Source organism: Sphingobium sp. YR768 (genome assembly GCF_900111125.1).
Taxonomy (GTDB): Bacteria; Pseudomonadota; Alphaproteobacteria; order Sphingomonadales; family Sphingomonadaceae; genus Sphingobium.
Genome location: NZ_FOGE01000027.1, coordinates 38,702 through 58,377, shown reverse-complemented (window position 1 = coordinate 58,377; position 19,676 = coordinate 38,702). Strand labels below are relative to the sequence as shown.

Below are 19,676 nucleotides of genomic sequence, written 5' to 3'. Positions count from 1 at the left end.
CCGCGCTGTAGCGCTTTCTCGTCGTCTTCATTCCCGTCCATTCCTTCAGGTCCGCATGAGCTTAAAACCCTGTCCGAATTTCCGGCACCAACTCACAGACGAGCAAAGCCGATGAAAGTGCGCTATAGGTTACCGCATAGCGAAGGCTGGAAATAATCCCCTCAATGTCATAGTCATGTCCCCATGTGGCGCATCGGTAGTCATGGGGTAAAGCCCATGTGGTTTACATCAGCAGCGTTTGGGGATTGGACGCGCCATAAAGGGTGCGACCCTAATGATGAGGATTATTTTTTCTCGTGTGTCCTGTCTTGCGCGATGAGGTGGGTCCAGCTCTGCCGCAACGGCAAGAATGTGGTGACAGCGGTGACGAAATTATCCGTATCGCCCGCTTCGAAAGATCCGCTGATACGCCGCGCGGCATCGAGCACAATCAGCTTTCCGCCATATCTGTTGATCTCCGCCAAGGCATCTGTAAGCCGGGCATCGTCGAATATAACCCTGCCCTGGGTCCACGCAGTGACGGCATCGGCCTTGACCGTCCGCACCGACATCCTGGCGTCTGACGAGCGCCATTGCTGCCCGGGCCGCAACCGCACTGTCGGGCCATTGCCAGTGCGGACGACGACGCTGCCTTCGATCAGGGCGACCGATATCCGGTTTTCGCGCCGTGCGACATCGAAACGGGTTCCCGTGGCGGTGACGGTCACGGCGCCTGCCGTCACGGTAAAGGGGCGCCTTTTGTTATGAGCCACGGTGAACAGGGCCTCTCCGCCTTGCAGCACCAGCTTTCGCGCCTTGCTGCTGTAATCGACGCTCACGGCCGTTTCCACGTTGAGATTACAGGAATTTTCGATCGCGCTCTGATCGGCTCGATGAATCGCCTCGGGCTCCACCGAGCCGTCGAGCAGAGCCACACTGTGAGATCGTCCGGTCCCTCGCGGAACCTCATGAACTCGGTGGTGGCGGCGCCGTCTGCTCCAGTCGCCGCCTTGCCCGTATCCGAGACGCAGACAGACAGATACTGTCCTTCCGGCAAGCCGCGTCGCTGCTCGCACGCGGATCGAGCCATTTAGTAGCGATCTCGATGGTGATCCAGCCGCCGCGAGAAGGCCAGCAGGCGGTGCGTCAACGCTGCCGCCCGGCGGGACGCCCCTTGCGCGACTTTCATATATTTCTCCAGCTCCGCCAAGAGAAATGCGCCTTTCGACGCGATCGCTCAATCGCGACCTCGACGCGCTCCGCAATGACGGCGTTCGGATCAAAGGCAACGGCAGAAATCAGCCGATGGCAACTGATATTCAACCCAGACCAGCCTTTAACTGTGGCCTATTACGTCATCCTCGTCGCAGGAACCGACTCATTTCAATGGAGCTTTCGAACTTATAATTACACGGGCGGGTTTAATTTCGACAACAGCCACCCCATATCAAGATGATCGATGGCCTGACAACCGTAGGCGCCATCTACTGATGAGACATGTGCTCCCGCTTACAATGCAGGGCATAGTCATGGATCTCAACCAGCTTATTTTCCTTCATCAGGCATCTTTGATGCGTTCAGACGCTGCGCGAGGCGGCAAGGATTTCGACAAACATCGGACAGAGGCGAACCATTGCGCTGCCCGCATCCACGCGCTTCGCAACATGGTGGGCGCGACCGGTCGGATGACGTTTGCCGTCGCTTGAGACCTGCTAATATTCGCAATCAGCACAGGAGGCGACTATCGCGAAACCGACCATAGACGACCCGCAAGCGGCACATGCGGCATATCCGAAACGGAAACAATTCACCTCCAGCTAAAAATTGTCAAAGCTGCCCGCCGACCAGGCGCAGCGGCAGGGACGCATCACCCTCAGCGCCTGGGATGCGCTCGGACGAGAAGCCGCGCTGCAATTTCTCAACAGTCATGACGATGCGCTGGACGGCAGGCCACTCGACGTCGCGACGGCATCCGCGGATGGCTTTGAGGCGATCCAACTCGCCATCACCGCGCGGACGCCCATGACGCCTTCTGCATAAGGAAAAATACTATGGCCAAGGGCCAGAAGAAGTCCAATCCTGAACTCAGGAAGCCCAAGGCTGAAAAGCCGAAAAAGCAGAATGCATCCAACCCCACGCAAAAGCCCGGCGCCGTCAATATCGTGACGCTGAAGAGCCAGGGCTCACCAGCCCTCGGACGGCCCATCGCCTGTCGCTGCCAAATGCCTGCCTTGCGGGGCAGGACATAGAAAAGGACCTGCAATGCTCATCCGCGCCGGCTATAATATCGCATTCACGACCGAGCGCCCTACCCCGATGCTCGCCGCGTTGAGCATCCATCCAACGCGCAACCGCGACCTGCGGACGGCACAGCGGAGTCCATCCAGCAAGGCCGAAAATCCCGGCAAGGACCAGCAGGATCGCCGTGCTGGTCGCCAGCAGGGCAAGCCGTGCATCGTCCCGCCGCGCCGGATTGCGCCACCCCACCGCCAGCCCGACCGGCATCAGGCGGCGCAACGCCGGTTTCGCCACTGGCACCGGCATGAACCGACTCGCCGACGAACTGGGCTTTCTCATTCTCTATCCGCAGCAATCAAAGGATGCGAACCTTGCCCGCTGCTGGAATTGGCACAATCCTGCGCATCAGGGGCGCGGCGGGGAGCCTGCGGTCATCGCCGCCCTCACCCGCCACGCCATCATGCTTGGCCGCGTTAATCCGGCACGGGTCTATATCGCCGGACTGTCCGCGGGGGGAGCGGCGGCGGCCATCGTCGGCGCGGCCTATACCGGCATCTTCACCGCGGTAGGTGTCCATTCCGGCATTTTACACGGCAATGTCCAGTCAATGAGCACAGCATTGTCTGCCATGCGTGGCGATGCGCGGCCTCACCTGGGCGAGAAGCTGCGGCGTCCTCTGCCTAGCATTGTCTTTCATCGAGATCGGGACCGGGTCGTTCATCCGTCCAATGCAAGTGCATTCCTTCACCATCTGGAGCAGGCGCACCCCGGTCCGCTCGTTGCTCGATCCGTAACCGCACGTTCGGATAATGGGCGGGATTTCACCCGAAGGATTTACAAATCAAAGTCCGGTAACCTGCTGTTGGAAGATTGGACCATAGATGGGAGCGGCCATGGCTGGTCCGGCGGCCAAGGCGGTTCCTATACTGGCCCGACGGGGCCAGATGCATCGCGTGCAATGATGGAGTTTTTTCTTTCGCTGTCCAAACGACCATAACCTGATCCGCCTCTTGCCGGTCGTTCAGCAGCTGACTATTGTCCTCCAGGTACGAACCGTCTGGTAATCGACGGCTTCCATCAGATGGTCTTGAAGCTAGGTTTGCCGAGCAAAAAGGCCATGATGAGAGGCGTGACCTGAAGCACTCGCTTTGAGGTTGGCCACGTTGGATGGGAATTTCTCCCGCCGATCGCCTGCTGGACTTTTACGGCTAAATGACGGGACTGAAATAGCCTGAATATTTGCGACCAATCGCTTTCGTTCATGCAACCAGCAATGATCTGAAACGCTTGTATGGATGCAGCCAGCCGCGGGTCGGGGAACGGTCGGTGTCGCCCCGTGAGAGGAATGTCTGCATGAAAATCGCGCAAATCGCCCCGCTGGCTGAAAGCGTGCCGCCCAAATTCTATGGCGGCACAGAGCGTATCGTATCCTATCTGACCGAAGAGTTGGTCCGTCAGGGCCATGACGTCACTCTGTTTGCCAGCGGAGACTCCCAGACCAACGCAGAACTGGTCCCGATCACTGATATGGCCCTTCGACTCAATCCTGGCGTGGTCGATACCATCCCCTATCATATGATGATGCTGGAACAGGTTCGCCGCCGCGCCGACGAATTCGATGCCCTGCATTTCCATATCGACCTGCTGCATCTGCCGATGGTGCAAGATTTCATCGGTCGGACCGTCACCACCCTGCACGGCCGGCTCGACCTTCCCGACCTGCCCCCTTTCTACCGCGCCTTTCCCGAACACAGCCTCGTGTCCATTTCCGATCATCAGCGATTGCCAATGCCGCCGGTGAACTGGGGCGGCACCATCTATCATGGCTTGCCCGCTGACCTGCTAACACCGCGTCTCGATACAGGTGACGGCTATCTGGCCTTCCTTGGCCGGATTTCGCCTGAAAAGCGCCCGGACCGGGCGATCCGCATCGCTGCGCGCTCGGGCAGGACGCTCAGGATCGCAGCCAAGATCGACGCCGTCGACCGTGGCTATTGGGAAAGCGAGATCGCTCCATTGGTCGATCGCTACCCGAATGTGGAGTATATCGGCGAAATCAACGAGCAGCAGAAGGCGCATTTTCTGGGACAGGCCAGCGCCCTGCTCTTCCCGATCGACTGGCCCGAACCCTTCGGCCTCGTTATGATCGAGGCGATGGCCTGCGCCACCCCGGTGATCGCCTTTCGCTGCGGATCAGTGCCCGAAGTCATCGAGCATGGCGTGTCCGGCTTCATCGTGGACAGCGAGGATGATGCGGTCGCGGCGGTCGCCTCCCTGTCACATTTCGACCGGTCCGGCGTGCGCGCCGCGTTCGACGCACGCTTCACGGCGCAACGGATGGCGAGCGACTATGTCGAGCTGTATCGCGGTCTGCCCGGGGCCCGCACGGATGCCGCAAGACTGCGGCGCCTGCGCGGTGAAGAAGCCGAATTGCAAATCGTGGCATAGGAGACAGCATGACCCTCGCCCAGCCCCAAGCCGAAGTCGCAGGCATCGCCGAGGGGCAGGCGCTGTCTCAGGCGCAGACGCAGTTCTTCATTCCCGCGACTGCTTCGCTGCACGAACGCCGTCCCCGCACCCTCAAGCATGGCGACAGCTTCGCCGTGTTCGATCATAGCGGGGACGCGATTTCGGGTCCCGGCAGCCCGGAAGGCCTTTATCATCGCGATACCCGGCATCTTTCGCATCTCTACCTGACCATCAATGGCCTGCGGCCGATGCTGCTCAGTTCCGCGCTGCGCGACGATAATGCGATGCTGACCTGCGACCTCACCAATCCCGACTTCATGGGCGAGGATGGACGGGTCGCGGTGGAGCATGATCTCATCCATCTGCGCCGCACCCGCTTCCTGTGGAAAGACGCGCTGTACGAGCGCGTCACGATCCGAAATTTCGACAGCGAGACACGCACGATCAGCATCGATTTGGCCTTCGCCGCCGATTTCGCCGACCTGTTCGAAATCCGCGGCATGACCCGCCTGCGGCGCGGCACCCTGAACGAGGCGAAGGTCGGACCGGCCGACGTCCTGCTTTCCTATCTGGGCCGGGACGATCGGGCGCGCGAAACGCATTTCCATTTCGATCCCGTGCCCACCGAACTGTCCGACAGCCATGCGCGGTTCGAGGTGACGGTGCCGCCGGGCCAACGCTGCGCCCTCTTCACGCGCATCTGTTGCGAACGGGCGGAAACCGAAGAGGCCCTGCCCAAGCACTTCCTGCGCTCCCTGCGCGAAGCGATGCAGGCCCTGCGGCAGGCACGCAAGCGCGGCGCCACGATCCGTTCCTCCAACGACCTGTTCAATGAAGTGTCGCGCCGGTCGGTCGCCGACATATCGATGCTGTCGACGACAACCGAATATGGCCCCTACCCTTATGCGGGCATTCCCTGGTTCAGCACCGTGTTCGGGCGTGATGCGATCATCACCGCGCTGGAGACACTGTGGATGGACCCGGCGATCAGTCGGGGCGTGCTGGGCTATCTGGCCGCGCATCAGGCGGTCGATTTCGATCCTGCCGCCGATGCGGAGCCGGGCAAGATCCTGCACGAGGTACGCCATGGCGAGATGGCGGAACTGGGTGAAGTCCCTTTCCGCCACTATTATGGCAGCATTGATTCCACCCCGCTGTTCGTAATGCTGGCTGGCCGCTACCTGGAACGAACGGGCGACGCGGCTTTCCTCAGGACGATCCTGCCGCATATCGAAGCCGCGCTGGCGTGGATCGATACCCATGGCGACCGGGATGGCGACGGCTTCGTCGAATATGGCCGACTGACCGATCAGGGCTTGCAGAACCAGGGCTGGAAGGACAGCCATGACTCCATCTTTCATGCCGACGGCAGCATCGCACGCGGGCCCATAGCCCTCGCCGAAGTCCAGGCCTATGTCTACGGCGCGTGGAAGGCTGCGGCAGATCTCTATTCTGCGATCGGCGATCCTGTCCGTTCCGCCGATTATCAGGATCGCGCTGTGCAGTTGCGTAACCGGTTCGATGCAGCCTTCTTCGACGAAGCGCTGGGCACCTATGTCCTTGCCCTTGATGGAGACAAGCGCCCTTGCCGGGTTCGCTCGTCCAATGCCGGTCATGTCCTCTATACCGGCCTCGCGCGCGAGGAGCGGGCCGAAGCGGTCGTCCGCACGCTGATGGCGCCCGCATCCTTCTCGGGCTGGGGCGTACGGACAATCGCCTCGACCGAAAGCCGGTACAATCCTATGAGCTATCATAATGGCTCGATCTGGCCGCATGACAATGCGCTGATCGCAGGCGGCTTTTCCCGCTACGGCTATCAGCGCGAGGCCGCACAGATTTTCGAAGGGCTGTTCGCGGCGGCGACCTATGTCGACATGATGCGCCTGCCCGAGCTGTTCTGCGGCTTTCCGCGCCGCCGCTCTCAAGGGCCGACCTTCTATCCCGTTGCCTGTAGTCCACAAGCCTGGTCGGCTGCGGCGCCGCTGGCGCTCATTCAATCCAGTCTCGGTCTGGCGTTCGATGTGACGAAGCTGCAGATTTCCTTCCACAATCCTGCGTTGCCGCACTTCATCCAAAATCTGAGTATATCCGACTTGGTCATTGGACAGACAAAGGTGGATATCGCATTCGACCGGCTGGGCGATCAGGTCGTCGTCAAACCCATGGCTCGCAATCATGAGGCAAGGATCGTAACCATCGCATAATGATGCTGGTCGTGACCGTCCTGCTGTCGAAGCAGCAGTTCCAGCAACGCGGATAATCCCAAAGCAGGGATGAGCGGCTTATGGCAGCCAATGAGGCACCGCAGGCGACCAGCGGCGTGACATCGACGTCATCCGGCGGGCGATAGCCGCCTTCAAGCGTTAAAGCCGAATAGAGGCGAAAGTACCCGCGCTTCGTGCTATCATGCGTTATCACCCGAATTGTGCCGCAGGCATTTCGTGACAGAGAGACCATCGTGCTCCCGCCTGCAACCGGGAGAGAATGATGATCTACAGACAACGACACAGGCCCCCAGTCCGATCCTGGCGGCCACAGCGATGACGGCTCGCACGACCCGCACCTCCGTGACGTTCAAGGCGCCTTTCCAGTTGCCGGGTTTCGAGGAACTGCCAGCTGGAACATATGCTGTGGATACTGACGAGGAAGCGTTCGAAGGCAATGTGCGAACTTTCTATCATCGGATCGCTACGACGCTGCGCGTTCCCACAGGCTCCGGCTTCGAAAGCCGTTCCGTTCACCCCCAGGATCTGGAGCAGGCGCTCCGGCATGACGAGATGACGTCGGTCAAGCAAGCCGCCGACAATGTCGGCGGTGGTCATGGCGATGCCCTTATCCCAAATCCCTCAACGAACCTCTGGCGTTGGGTGCCGCTATGGGTGCGCAATAGCCGCCCGGATGGAAGGTCATCATAATGACAGCGAACAGCGCAGCGATGTGCAGACAGCAGGAGGCGCTCCACAGGCAGACCGCCGCCGAGACACCGTTCGCCAACGTCCGCAAGATTGCGCTGCGGGCAGCATCAGCGTGGCAGCTTCAGGCGATGGAAGCGGCGCAGAGGGAAGCAGGCGGGGCCCCCGCGCTGAGCGCCGAAGACGCGGCAATTGCGCTTGAGTTCCTTTTGGACGACGACATCGAGGAGGCTCCCGTCGAAGACGATATCGCGGAGGAAAATAGAGCCTCACGCGTCACGGCCGCACGTCTCGCGCCGAAGGATGACGCCGGGATGCCTTCATGATCCTGCACAATCTTTTGGGGCGACATCGGCCGGACCCATCCGAACAGCGCTGGGACAACGGGCTGTTCGTTAGCGCTTGCATCTTGTGCGGCCGCATGATGGTCAAACCTGCAAGCCATGAATGGCAACTGGCTGCGGAACTGAAAAGGCGTTGACGTACAGCAATCTTGAGACGCCGGATGCAAAACCGGATGTCGCTTTTTCTATGCTCTGACGCTGCGCGACGCAGCGATCGACCTTGAGCGGAATGCCGCGCATGCGGCTGCTGGCCGACCTTGAATTCGATACGATCCAATCGACGGAGGCGCGGATCGGCAAAGCGGTGGGCGCCAAGGGAACGGGCCGTATTCGGCAATCCCCTTTCCGCCTCACCGCACAATTGCTCTCGCCCGATGAAACCGCCAATCGCGGGCGTAATCAGCTATCGCTCCGGGCCTGGGCGGCGAACAACGTCATTGATGTGAAGGGCACGCTGCCTTCCGTCGCGGATATCGAGAATGTCCCTTTGCAGACGCAGGCCAGTGGCCGCGACATGTCGGAACTGCTGGCGATCATTGGCGTGGCCATTCCGCAAACCCGATCCTATCGACTGAAGGGCCAGCTCATCAAGTGATCTGCCCCCCCCACTGAGTGGCCCAGAGACTATGATAGTCTTGACCACGATGAGCCTGCCCGGCGGCGGCGCGGCAATGATCGCCAAACTTCTCGCCATGGAAAAGATTATCTCCCAAAATCAGTGCGCTTGGCCCACCCGCGACATGATCAGCACCGATAATGAACGCTTCCGCTAGCCCGTTGGGCTGCACCTGCTGGGCGTAGGAAAGAGAAATTCCAGAATGCGAGCCATCACCAGGCAAAATTTGAAAAATGGAAATATCACGCAGTGTTCATATAATAATGCTTCTAATTCCTGACGGCACCAATACCGAAATTTGATATAATATCATTTTCTTTATCGTATACAGGCGTATTTTTTACTGAAAATATTTTATTGATGCAGGCTTTAGCCGCTTATACCGGAGAATATTATTAATTTTTTGTATCTTAATATTAATTATTTACATTGATTTAATTTATAATATTAAGCAACATTTTCCCATATCCGCTTTTATTTTACGATATCAAATCCTCGCCGGCGGGATGAGCCGGACGAGCCAAGGCAAATCTCGCCGCCAACATGCGCTTGCACGCTGACGAAGATTGAGTGTTTCAACGAGGTTAGAAATCTGCCTCCGGCTCAACCCCGACCGCTCGCAAAGAAACGGGTGACGCGGTATTCGCGCAAAATAGCTGTGAAACAATGCTTGGCGATCTGCGTGGACAGCCGGCTCGCCTCGATGGAAATGCAGCGCCGTCTCGCAGAAGAAGACGGTTCCTGCCGGGCCTTCGCAACTGACGATATCCTGACCATAGTCCGCGCCGAGTTTTTCCGTCAGCATATTGTTGTCAGCCAAGCTGTAATGATAGCCATGAGGTCCGCCTTGTGTGGGGTCGCGGCGGCGTATGAGCTGGAACGGGCCGCCACCCGCCGCCACATCGTTGCAATAGATGCCGATCTTTATGGTGCGTCGGTCTTCCCAGTCCCGATGCCAGCGACGCGGCCCCGCTTCCTGGCCGCCAGATACCGTGTAGATCAAATTGACGCCGTCATAGCCGACTGGAACGCCAAGATAGGCCTCGACGATATCCAGCAGGCGCTCATGCAATCCCCATGCGAATATCGCTGGCCGCGACGCGACCGAAGCGGGCGGGGCAATCGTCAACATAGCCCCATCGGCGGACTGCCGCCGCGCTTCCACCGAGAAGGCATCCCCGACCATCCGCGCTGCGGCCAGCATTGCGTCCGAACCGGGCAATCCCAACGCCGTCAGATTTGTCACGAAAATACCGTCCCGCCGGAGGCCTTCCACGATCTCCAGATCGATCCCCGACAGCTTGGGCGCTTTCCCCTCATGCCGGGCGAGAGACTTGGCATGACCACTTTCCAGGCGCCGATTGATTATCCGCATATTGGTGCAACGCAGCGCCATACGGGCAGGGAGATCGCGCATCCACCTGATCGCCCCGCGCATATTCACCTCAGGCACGAGCCAATATTCCAACGGCCCGGTCGACCTGCTCATCACTTAAATTGCCATGGATCGGTAGGCACAATATCTCCCGCGCAATGCGGCGCGCGACCGGAAGGCCCTGACGTGCCGACGGCAGATCCCGATAGCCGGGCATGTCGCAGATCAGGGGATGAAAATAGCGCCGGGCCATGATGCCCACAGATTGCAGTTCGCGGCACAATGTATCGCTGCTGACCGCATATTCCTCTGTCACGCGCACGGGGAAATAGGCGTGATTGAGCGTAGTCGCGCCAATGGCGTGGAACGGCATGATACCCTTCATGCCTGCCAGCGCATCATGATAACGCGCGCTGATCGCGGCCCGCCGCGCAATGATGTCGTCGATATAGCGCAGCTGCAACAGGCCAAAGGCCGCCTGGAGTTCATTCAGCTTGCCATTGATGGAGGCCCCCGCAAGCGTCATGTCGCCGACGAACCCGAAGTTGCGCAGCCGGTCGATCTTCGCCTTTGTCTTCGCGTCAGGCGATATGATCGCTCCCCCTTCTATCGTGCTGAAAACCTTGGTGGCATGGAAACTGACAGTCGACAGGTCGCCATGTCGCAGGATGCTTGCCCCATCAGCCTGCACACCAAAGGCGTGGGCAGCGTCATAGATCACCTTCAGGTCATAGATGTCGGCGACCTCGCCGATTGCTCTGACATCGCAGGGATGGCCAAAACAATGCACCGGCAGGATGGCGCTGGTCCTCTCAGTGATGGCCGCCTCTATGCCTTGCGGTGCGAGGTTGCAATCAGCCTCATCAATATCGACGAAGACCGGCGTCGCGCCGACAAGGCGCAGTGCATGCGCGGTCGCGACGAAGGAGAATGGTGTTGTTATGACTTCTCCACCGACCTTGAGCGCCTGCAAGGCTATCCATAGAGCTGTGGTTCCATTGGATATCAGGGAGAGATGCGGCACACCAAGATGCTGCTCCAAAGCACGTTCCAGTTCCTGGTGAAACGGCCCGGAGTTGGTCAGCCACCGATTGGCCCAGATGGTCTGAAGATAAGGCATATATTCAGCCAATGGCGGCATGAAAGGCTGAGTAACGGGTGTCGGCCATTGTTCCTGCACCAAAGCAAGGGGGGGAGACACAGGGGGGATCGCAGCAAGCAGTTCACGAGGAGTCATGCGTCCATCTCCACCTTGTCAGGCAAGGGTCTACGACATTGCAAAGGCGCATGCCGGTCCTGCCATCTGCTATAGAGGATCGCCATACGCCCGCAGAGACAGCGGAATGCGTGGGGGAATTCCAGACCTTCATCCCACAGGCCGTGATGGCGATCAGGGTGCGTCATAATAATCATATCCATAACGATCCCGCCTGGCGGTTATGGACTTGTTCAGCACCGCTCCGACAATCCGCGTCGGACTGAGCAACCGCAAGACCTGCTTCACATCCCTCGCCGTGGTGCGCCCTTCCTCTATCACCATCACGATACCGTCGGCATTGCGCCCGATCAGCATGATGTCGTCCAGAACAAGGGCAGGTGGCGTGTCGATAATGCAGATGGGTTGATGGGATGCCGACTGAATCGCCCGTATCGCGCCGACCATTCGCCCCGACGCAAGAAGGGTTGAGGAATCCTGCCGAGGCAGCCGAACCGGAAATAATGTCAGATCCAATCCTCTCGCTTTTTGCCCGACATCCTCCCATTCACAGTCGCCTAGCAGATAATCGTCTACGCCGACCTTCACCGTCAGCCCGAAGCGATCCGCCATGGTCGGCCGACGCAGGTCGAAATCTATCAATATCGTCGGTTGAATCAGGCAGAGCGCCGTCGCAAGATTTGTGGTGACGAACGTCTTTCCGTTGCCCGCCTGGGTCGACGTAATCGCCAAGATCCTGCCGCCATCGGCATGAAAGCCGTTCATGATCTGGGACCGCAGCAGGATGAAGCTGCGCGCGCGCTGATCCATATGTTCCAGCCCGAATATACCATTATCGAGCAGCAGCGACCGGTCGAGAATGATATCCTGTCTTCCGGCTGCGTGCGCGACCATGATCGCGGTGCCCTTGGATATAGTCGCCATCATTCCACTCCCGGTCGAAGGGGGCCGGATCGCTTAGACGGCAACCGCAAGAAGCGGCGCGCGCGCTCCAATATCGGCACTGCCATGCCGGGCGCCAATATCGGGATGATGGCAAGAGGCGGACAGTCCATCAGCCGCGCTACCGCGCCCTCGCCATGGATCGGGCCGGCGATGAACTCCCAAAGTATGACCAATATCAATCCGAAGACAAACCCGCCCAGAAGGCCGCTGAACAGCAGTTGCATTCTTTTGGGGCGAATAGGGTCGAGCGGCGCACTCGCCGCGTTCACGACCGAAAACCGCTCGCCCTTGTCCTCTGCCTGAAGGCTGGCGGCGACCTGCGCCTCCATCTGCGTGTCGCGCACATCCTGATATTGGCGTTTCAGATTGTCGTAATCGCGTTCCAGATTGTTCAGCTCGTAGGTCGCCTGAGGCGCAAGCGCCGTCACACGCTCCATCTGCGCGATGGTTCCGACCAGTTCATTCCGGCGTGCGGCCAGCATAGCGATGCGCGCGCGTGCGGCCCCCATCTCAGACGCAACTGCACCGCTGCCGGGCATTGGCCCCGCCGACCGCTGAGCGACGCGCCGCTGCCGGTCGACGGCAATTTGCGCAGCGATCACATCAGGATGCGTATCTGAATAGGTGGCGCCCAATTGTGCGACACGCTCTTCGGCCCTGCGCAACGCGTCCAATTCCGGCCGAGGCGCGGCTGCGATTTCCTCGCTCCGCGTCGCAAGCAGGCTGTTCTGCTGCACAAGACCCTGCGTTTCGGCATCCAGCCGGGATACTTCGGACCGGAGCGACGACCCCGATTGTGCACTCAACGCCACCTGATTTGGCAGAGCGCCCGCATAGCGACTTTCGACCTCCCGGCGCTTTCCTTCCAGCGCGACCATCTGATTACGTAAATCATCGACGCGCCGCCCCAGAAAGGCAGCGGTGCCCACGGCCTGCTCGGTCCGTAGCCTTTTGTCCTCGGTCATGAACATCGCGACGAGTTTCTCGGCGACGGCATGGGTGGCGGCAGGATCGAGATAGGTGAAGGACAGGTCGAATGCGATCGTGTCGGTCGCAGCGCCCGGACGCTGGTTCCCGCTGGCGCTTACCAGATCGACGGCGATGGCGCTGCGCATGACCCCGAGCAGGTCGTCGAACGACATCGAACGCTGCTCCCTTTCGTAAAGCCCCCCTTCCCGGATCAATCTGGTCAGGTTGGACCGGCTCATGATCTGCTGACGGATTTTTGCCACACGTTCATTGGCGTAATTGGCGGTACGCACCGGGGCGAAGCTGGTCGGGATCTGCGGCGAATCGATCAGCAGCGTAGCTTGCGAACGGTAGGTGGGCGTCATCACCAGCGCGATCGCCAGCGCCGCCAATATCCCGATCAGCGTCGGCACCATGATCCACCACCGCCGCCTGTACAAAATGGCGAAGAGTTCCGGCAGGCTGATCACGCTGCCATTCTGGCTGATGTCGTCGTTCACTTGCGCTGTCCGAAATAGTAGCGCAGTTGCAGGCCGATAAAGGCCGATCCGATACGCTTTCCCGTGACGAGCTGACGGCGAAGATATTGGGCGCTGCCGGTCAATGTGACATTCGGGCGCAACTTCCAGTCCAGCATCACGATGTTGCGCACCGCATCCGTCGTACTGGTGCGCATGCCTTGGGCAGGCGCGGTCACGAGCGATCCGCCGATCAGCGAGGAATGGCGATATTCGCTGACACCGCGCAGCTTGAAATGCTCGCCCAGCGCCTTGCTGAGCGATATCGACACCGTCGCGTCACGACGCAGGCCGCCAAAGCCGCTGACTTCCGAATTCAGCGTGGCGGAGAGGCAACCGGTCAACGCATGGTCGCCTTCCTCCGCCTCCCGGCACAGGTCGACCCGGCCTGCAAGCAGGGTGCGGCCTGGCCGACGCATTTTGACGTCCTCCAGCCATTCGATCTGACGCCCTGCCTGTTCCACGCCTAGTTCCGCCAGCAGGCGTGCGCGCGGCCCCAGTTGGCGATTGAGCGTGGCATAAACTGCCACACTGTTCATGCCGGCCATGCCGGTCACGGAATTCATGGTATCGCGGATGCGTAGCCCGATACTGGTGCGAGGGCCGACACGGCGAGCGTAAGCCAGGCTGAAGGTCAAGGCGTTTGCGTTGCGCAGAAGATCGCTATCCGCATAGACGGCTCGTTCAAATCTTATGTCCGGCGTGATGAGCGTATAGATATTGGGGCGCCACGCCGCATCGACGCCGCCATACCAACTGTTGCGAATGCCGCGCGGATCGCCGGCCGCATCATCGCTGGACGCAAGCAGGTCGATCGCCAGCGCCCGACTATACCCCGCCCATCCACCGACGGTGAGATATTCGCTATCGCGATAGCGCCCCTCGACACGGAAATCGCCCAGCAGATAATGGCCATATCGCCGTGTATAGTTGCGATATCTGATCGTGCCGCCAGCATCCAGGGTCGATCCACCTGGCGAGGTGATGGTGATGCCGGGCGATGCCGCCACTTCGAGCGAGGTCGCGCCTCTGCGTTCGCCTTGCAGCAACAGGGGATTGGGAGATGCCAGAACCGACATATCGACGTCCAGCCGCGGTTCGGTGCGGCCATTGGCCGGCACGACAATCATCGCCGGGATGACCATGGCAGCGGCCCATGCCTGACGATCATGGAATGAGAAGGACATCGCCCGCCTCCAGCAGAGGAAGAGGCGCGGCGAGCCGCCCCGGATCAATGCCGCGCGCGCCCTTCAGCAAGGCAGAAAGGCGCACCCGCTCTACCGTCTGCCCTTGCGCCGTATGTCTGAGGATGATGGCGTTCTTTACGTCCGCAAACTCCGCCAACCCGCCGGCCATACTAAGAGCCTGGATCACGTTGACCGCCTTGCCGGACGAAAATCCGCCCGGCGTGCGCACCTTGCCCATCACATAGAAGCGCATGCCTGTGGCCTCTCTCACCGCAACGGTGATGTCCGGCGCACCTTCCCGGTAATTGGGCGCGATATTGGCGCGGATCTGGTTGGCGATTTCCGTCACCGTGCGGTCGGCAGCCGCGATCCGTCCCGCCAAAGGGAAGGTGAAGGTACCATCGGGCAGGACGCGCACGACGCGCTGCAACCGCTCTTCCCCCCAAATCAATATGTCGAGTTCGTCACCCGGATTGATGCGATATTCAGGGTCCGCACCGCTTGGTGGAGCCGGGGGCGTTACGGGCTGTGCAATTGCAGCAAAGGGGCTGGCAAAAAGCAGTAATAGCAAGAAAAAAAGCAGCATATTGCGAAAATAAATGTCGGATCGCGCGCCAAGTATCATGACAGCCCCCAGCAGTTGAGCGCTGAGTCTAGTTTGATCGACAGGTGTCTGTCAGTCGTTCGAGGATGGTCCTATTTCTGACCACCTGAAATGCGGAATAGGCACCCGCCTTTTTACCCGTAGATAGAATATACGGGTACATAATGACCCCGTATATTAAACCGTCCAAGATGTTTCGGCGCGGATGTATAGCAATTTCAAATCTGCTCAGTGCGGATCCAATATCACCTCACGCCTGCCGAATATGGAAGATTTCATGTCCCTGACATTGTCTTTTCCCACACACCCAACCCCTGTGAACATTGGTGACGAATCCATTGTTCCACAATATTCGCAGCATCGTTCATCGGCGCAGACATTCGAATTTTTCGACTTTGCGTTCAGTCTGCGCGATCAGGCTCAATTGCTGGTCGATATCAAACGGCGACCGACAGATGCGGCTTTTGCCTATATCGTCACGCCCAATGTCGATCATGTCGTCCGCATCCAGTGCAAGCGATCCGATCTGTGGCCCATATATCGCAATGCCTGGATCACGCTATGCGACAGCCGAATATTGGGAAAGCTGGCGCGGCGTGCAGGTGTGCCGTTGCCGGTCGTGCCGGGTAGCGACCTTACCGTCGCGCTTCTGCGAGACATCGTACAGGCTGACGATCGTATCGCCATAATTGGCGGGAATCCTGCCATGGTCGACATATTGCGACAGCGCTTCGGCCTATCCCAACTGATCCATCATGATCCGCCAATGGGTTTCATTCACGATGCCGATGCGACGCAAAATGCCGTACGCTTCGCGATCGCAGCGCAGGCCCGCTATGTCTTTATCGCCCTAGGGTCCCCACAGCAGGAAATGCTCGCTTACCGCATCAGCCGGACCGGCCAGGCTGTAGGCGTCGGGCTTTGCATAGGGGCCAGCTTGCAATTCCTTACCGAGGAACAGGCTCGGGCACCCAAAATCCTGCAACGTCTTTGCCTGGAATGGCTTTTTCGACTGACGCATGACCCCAGGCGATTGTGGCGTCGCTATCTGGTGGACGGTCCCCTCATCTTCCATATCTTTCGCCAATGGCAACGCCGACGGGCGGGGTGATCCGCCGTCGAACGACATGAGGCATCGGCATGGACGCAAAGGCTTATGGATCGCGGCTGTGGCCCTGTCGCAAGTCGGTCCGACGACACCCGTCGTGACACAGATGACCGGTATCGCCGCGCCGATGACAGCATCCCGCCAGCTTTCGCACGGTCCACGCCGCCTGTTCCTGTCGGGGCATAGCCTGATGGATCATCCCTTCCCTGAATATCTCGAACGCCTTGCCGCAAGCATAGACCAACCCCTGCTATGGGACATGCAACAGCTTGCCGGTTCGTCCATAAGGGACCGCACCATGGGACAGGGTGCAGGCCGCTGGACCGGCTATGCCGCAGGAACCAACAGGAACGACCAGCCGATAGACGTGCTGTCGGAACTTCAGCGGGCAGGGTCCTATGGAAACCAGCCTTACGACACGTTGATCATCACGGAACAGCATAGCTTGCTGGACGCTGTCGTGCGGAACGACATGATACGATATTTGCGCGATTTTCATGACCGCATGATCGAACAGAATCCGCAGGCACAAACCTATGTTTTTGAAGCATGGATGACCGTTGCCGACATGGACAATCCTGCATCATGGATCGCCTATGAGCGATCGGCTGCTCCCATATGGCGCTGCGTCGCTGATCGAATAAACCATGATCTTGCGGCATCCGGCCGCCCCGACCGCCTGATGACGATCCCGGCCGGATCGGCGCTGGCCGCGCTGGTCGAACAGGCGCTATCGCCCATGTCCGTGCCCGGTTTGAAAGGGCACAACGCGCGAGCGACAATGGCCGCACTTTTCCGGGACGACGTCCACCTTACCGAGACCGGCACATATTTCATCGCGCTGCTGACGTCCGTGACAATGTATGGGACCGCCATTCATACGCCTGAGCGCCCCTTTGGCATGCGAGAGGACACGGCGCAGAGGCTGCAACAGATTGCGTGGAACTTCACGACCGACCTTGGCGGGCCATATAGACCCATGTCCAGCGATGCCTGCCTGGCCTATCTCAGCGACGATTTTGCGCCTGCTTACCTTGCTTATCAGCGCGATCTGCAATGGCGCCGCAATCCTGGCGCCAATATCTGGCTGCGATGGGTAAGGCTGCGCCTGTTATGGCCCGGCCTGTTCAGGCGCAGGGACGCCAGCAACCCGTTTTACATCGACGAGCCGGTCGTTCCGATCCTCTGATACGAGCTTTGCAAGATCGATCAGCGTCCCATCCGAAAAGCGCACATTGGATATGCCGGTGAGGCTTTGCACGCCAGTGGGACCGATCACCTGCACCATGGCCTGCGATGGGTGCGCCTTGAAGCGATAGGATGTCCGGCGCTCCGGCAGGACAAGCACATCATGCCCCCCGCCTCCGTCGATGCGACTGCCTGCTCCCCGCCCGGCAACGAAGCGATCATTGCCGCTGCCTCCGACCAGCACATCATAGCCATGTGCGGTTCCGGTGAAGGTTTCGCCCTGCGCCCCGCCAAGTGCGATCCGTGCGTCCGCATAAGCAATGGCCGGTCCGCGTTCCGGAGAGGGCGGATGCCTGCGCAGCCATGTCATCAACGCATCATAACGCGGCGAGCCAGTCTGCCGGATCGTTTCGAGCGCGGACCAGTTCCCCCATTTGGAGGGCGTGCCGATGATGCCGAAGTTCATGAAGAGACTGCCGCCCACTTGCGCAAAGGCGCTGTAGTTGGCGGTTTCCAGCGTCTTGAATTCGGGCCTGCGCTGCAATTTGGCCAGAAAATCGGTATAAGGCTGATTAGCATGCTGGGATATGGGCGTATATTCGCCGAAACCGCTTTCATAGCTGACGAGGCGAAGGCCATGGGCTCGCGCGCGTCCTGCATGATATTGATAGAGTGGCGCGTTAAAATCCGAAATCCGCTTGTTGAGGACAGCGATCGCACGAGCGTAGCCACCATCGCCATCCTTCCACCAGCTTTGGACGACGGGCACGGCGTCATCGACGTTCATCGTCCCATCATAATAGCCGGTGATGGCATATTCGTCGAAATAGTCGGCGGCACGCATCCGCCGTCCATCGCCGTCGCGCCAATGCTGGGTTTCAAGGCCGGTCGCTTCCAGCCCGCGCCAGCCGAACTGGGTGCCGAACACCATCGCCACCCTGCCCGGTCGCAGCCCGCGCTTCTCCGCCTCGCCGAACGCCCGCTTCCAGATCATGCCCACCTGCGCCGCGCGCATGCCATACCATTCCAGCCCGTCGCCATCGGGACCGAAAACGGCGCGGGCGCGAGCGCGCGCATAGCGTGCCTGCGGGAATATCCAGTTCCAGACTTCATTGGAAAGTTCGATATGGACCCTGAGGTCGGGACGCAGATGCGTGTGGACATAGGAGGCAAAGCCCCGGACATAATCGTCGCTTGCGTTGACGGGCATGGTGAACCACGGCTCGGCACCCGTACGATTGGCGAGTTCAACCATGGCCTCGACCGGCACCCCGCGACTGCCGTCGCCCCAACGCATGGACGTGAGCTTGGGCCGATCCGCCCAGTCCAGTTGCGGCGCACGCTCGATCGCGGCCTCGTCCGTCAACGGGCCACCTATGGGCGTGAACAACGCATTGCTGTTCATCCAGTCCATGAAACGCAGCGCATGGAAGGGTTTGATCCGTTCTAGAAACTCCGGATCGAATGTCAGCCCGGCCTTGTAAAGCGGCAGATAATCTTCCCTGACGACGCGTATATTGCGTATCGGGTCACGCCCGTCTCCATTGGCGTCGATACGTAAGTAAAGGCTTCCACCCCGGCCAGCGCTTACATGCAACTCCCCATCGATCCGGGATAAGACCCGCGCTCCATCAACATCGATGGCCGTGATCGCACCATGGCCTTCATAGAGGACGACATAGCGTTCGGCAGGCAGCGCAGCGGGATTGTCATGCAGGATGTTGACGAGCAGCGTGCGGTAACGGCGCATGCCGGCGTCCCCCGGCGCCAGAGGCCAACCGTCGCGGTCCTGCGCTATGGCTTCTCCCGTGTCATAGACCCCTTCGGCCTGGGGCAGCCAGACGCTCGCGGATTTCATCAGGTCCAGCACCGGCATGGCGCTGCTCCAATAGGCAAGGCCGTCCAGATTGGTGCCCATCGCCATGCCGCCCGGAGCCGGTCCCGACACGGAGCGGGAAACCGGCGTCGCCGCCGCGCGATCTTTATCCGTCGCGGCGGCCACGCCACC

General features: G+C 59.8%; 21 protein-coding genes. 11 read left to right on the top strand and 10 right to left on the bottom strand.

Features of this window, described 5'->3' with window-relative positions:
• Positions 1 to 284 precede the first annotated feature (284 nt).
• Positions 285 to 914 carry a FecR family protein gene (locus BMX92_RS21510; protein WP_177185193.1) on the bottom strand — a complete coding sequence of 210 codons (630 nt, stop codon included), beginning with the start codon at positions 912 to 914 and terminating at the stop codon, positions 285 to 287.
• 594 nt (positions 915 to 1,508) lie between these two features.
• Here BMX92_RS21510 and BMX92_RS27495 point away from each other — a divergent pair.
• From BMX92_RS27495 to BMX92_RS27485, 8 genes are all read left to right on the top strand, one after another.
• Positions 1,509 to 1,685, top strand: coding sequence for a hypothetical protein (locus BMX92_RS27495; RefSeq protein WP_177185192.1), 177 nt, complete (start codon positions 1,509 to 1,511; stop codon positions 1,683 to 1,685).
• Between the two features lie 118 nt (positions 1,686 to 1,803).
• The gene (locus BMX92_RS21500) at positions 1,804 to 2,019 is read left to right on the top strand and encodes a hypothetical protein (RefSeq protein WP_093020363.1); all 216 of its coding nucleotides are present in this window, start codon (positions 1,804 to 1,806) and stop codon (positions 2,017 to 2,019) included.
• Positions 2,020 to 2,030: 11 nt separating this feature from the next.
• On the top strand, positions 2,031 to 2,228 hold the full coding sequence (locus BMX92_RS21495) for a hypothetical protein (RefSeq protein WP_093020361.1): 198 nt from the start codon (positions 2,031 to 2,033) through the stop codon (positions 2,226 to 2,228).
• A 176-nt stretch (positions 2,229 to 2,404) separates the two neighbouring features.
• Entirely contained in the window at positions 2,405 to 3,214 is an 810-nt protein-coding gene (locus BMX92_RS21490) for an extracellular catalytic domain type 1 short-chain-length polyhydroxyalkanoate depolymerase (protein ID WP_256213540.1), read from the top strand.
• Between the two features lie 356 nt (positions 3,215 to 3,570).
• Positions 3,571 to 4,665: a glycosyltransferase family 4 protein gene (locus BMX92_RS21485; RefSeq protein ID WP_093020357.1), complete on the top strand. Its 1,095-nt coding sequence runs from the start codon at positions 3,571 to 3,573 to the stop codon at positions 4,663 to 4,665.
• A gap of 8 nt (positions 4,666 to 4,673) precedes the next feature.
• Positions 4,674 to 6,890 carry an amylo-alpha-1,6-glucosidase gene (locus BMX92_RS21480; protein WP_093020354.1) on the top strand — a complete coding sequence of 739 codons (2,217 nt, stop codon included), beginning with the start codon at positions 4,674 to 4,676 and terminating at the stop codon, positions 6,888 to 6,890.
• 336 nt (positions 6,891 to 7,226) lie between these two features.
• Complete coding sequence (locus tag BMX92_RS27490; RefSeq protein WP_177185191.1) at positions 7,227 to 7,601, top strand: hypothetical protein; 375 nt, start codon at positions 7,227 to 7,229, stop codon at positions 7,599 to 7,601.
• Positions 7,601 to 7,924 (top strand): hypothetical protein, encoded by a 324-nt coding sequence (locus BMX92_RS27485; RefSeq protein WP_177185190.1) that lies wholly within the window; start codon positions 7,601 to 7,603, stop codon positions 7,922 to 7,924. The genes BMX92_RS27490 and BMX92_RS27485 overlap by 1 nt, the downstream gene beginning before the upstream one ends.
• Before the next feature lie 102 nt (positions 7,925 to 8,026).
• On the opposite strand, the gene BMX92_RS27480 is transcribed toward BMX92_RS27485, so the two are convergent.
• On the bottom strand, positions 8,027 to 8,182 hold the full coding sequence (locus tag BMX92_RS27480; RefSeq protein ID WP_177185189.1) for a hypothetical protein: 156 nt from the start codon (positions 8,180 to 8,182) through the stop codon (positions 8,027 to 8,029).
• Between BMX92_RS27480 and BMX92_RS21465 the strand changes: the two genes are divergently transcribed.
• Positions 8,181 to 8,537 (top strand): hypothetical protein, encoded by a 357-nt coding sequence (locus tag BMX92_RS21465; protein ID WP_143066841.1) that lies wholly within the window; start codon positions 8,181 to 8,183, stop codon positions 8,535 to 8,537. The genes BMX92_RS27480 and BMX92_RS21465 overlap by 2 nt on opposite strands.
• Here BMX92_RS21465 and BMX92_RS28450 read toward each other — a convergent pair.
• The 7 genes from BMX92_RS28450 to BMX92_RS21440 all read right to left on the bottom strand — a co-directional run bounded on the left by BMX92_RS28450 (position 8,530) and on the right by BMX92_RS21440 (position 15,354).
• Positions 8,530 to 8,730 carry a hypothetical protein gene (locus BMX92_RS28450; protein WP_371262498.1) on the bottom strand — a complete coding sequence of 67 codons (201 nt, stop codon included), beginning with the start codon at positions 8,728 to 8,730 and terminating at the stop codon, positions 8,530 to 8,532. The two genes, BMX92_RS21465 and BMX92_RS28450, sit on opposite strands and share 8 nt — an antisense overlap.
• 315 nt (positions 8,731 to 9,045) lie before the next feature.
• Complete coding sequence (locus BMX92_RS21460; RefSeq protein WP_143066840.1) at positions 9,046 to 9,996, bottom strand: hypothetical protein; 951 nt, start codon at positions 9,994 to 9,996, stop codon at positions 9,046 to 9,048.
• A 7-nt stretch (positions 9,997 to 10,003) separates the two neighbouring features.
• Positions 10,004 to 11,053: a DegT/DnrJ/EryC1/StrS family aminotransferase gene (locus BMX92_RS21455; RefSeq protein WP_305728191.1), complete on the bottom strand. Its 1,050-nt coding sequence runs from the start codon at positions 11,051 to 11,053 to the stop codon at positions 10,004 to 10,006.
• A gap of 270 nt (positions 11,054 to 11,323) precedes the next feature.
• Positions 11,324 to 12,073, bottom strand: a complete 750-nt coding sequence (locus BMX92_RS21450; protein WP_177185187.1) for a CpsD/CapB family tyrosine-protein kinase — start codon at positions 12,071 to 12,073, stop codon at positions 11,324 to 11,326.
• Positions 12,073 to 13,563: a GumC family protein gene (locus tag BMX92_RS21445; protein ID WP_177185186.1), complete on the bottom strand. Its 1,491-nt coding sequence runs from the start codon at positions 13,561 to 13,563 to the stop codon at positions 12,073 to 12,075. The genes BMX92_RS21450 and BMX92_RS21445 overlap by 1 nt, the downstream gene beginning before the upstream one ends.
• Positions 13,560 to 14,768 (bottom strand): hypothetical protein, encoded by a 1,209-nt coding sequence (locus tag BMX92_RS27475; RefSeq protein WP_177185185.1) that lies wholly within the window; start codon positions 14,766 to 14,768, stop codon positions 13,560 to 13,562. The genes BMX92_RS21445 and BMX92_RS27475 overlap by 4 nt, the downstream gene beginning before the upstream one ends.
• Positions 14,749 to 15,354: a polysaccharide biosynthesis/export family protein gene (locus BMX92_RS21440; protein WP_093020381.1), complete on the bottom strand. Its 606-nt coding sequence runs from the start codon at positions 15,352 to 15,354 to the stop codon at positions 14,749 to 14,751. Before BMX92_RS21440 ends, BMX92_RS27475 begins: the two co-directional genes overlap by 20 nt.
• 295 nt (positions 15,355 to 15,649) lie before the next feature.
• On the opposite strand from BMX92_RS21440, the gene BMX92_RS21435 reads away from it, so the two are divergent.
• Together BMX92_RS21435 and BMX92_RS21430 are read left to right on the top strand one after the other, a co-directional pair.
• Positions 15,650 to 16,483 carry a WecB/TagA/CpsF family glycosyltransferase gene (locus BMX92_RS21435; protein ID WP_093020379.1) on the top strand — a complete coding sequence of 278 codons (834 nt, stop codon included), beginning with the start codon at positions 15,650 to 15,652 and terminating at the stop codon, positions 16,481 to 16,483.
• 58 nt (positions 16,484 to 16,541) lie between these two features.
• Positions 16,542 to 17,669, top strand: a complete 1,128-nt coding sequence (locus BMX92_RS21430) for a hypothetical protein (RefSeq protein ID WP_143066839.1) — start codon at positions 16,542 to 16,544, stop codon at positions 17,667 to 17,669.
• Here BMX92_RS21430 and BMX92_RS21425 read toward each other — a convergent pair.
• Positions 17,592 to 19,670: a hypothetical protein gene (locus tag BMX92_RS21425; RefSeq protein ID WP_093020341.1), complete on the bottom strand. Its 2,079-nt coding sequence runs from the start codon at positions 19,668 to 19,670 to the stop codon at positions 17,592 to 17,594. The genes BMX92_RS21430 and BMX92_RS21425 overlap by 78 nt on opposite strands.
• Positions 19,671 to 19,676 lie beyond the last annotated feature (6 nt).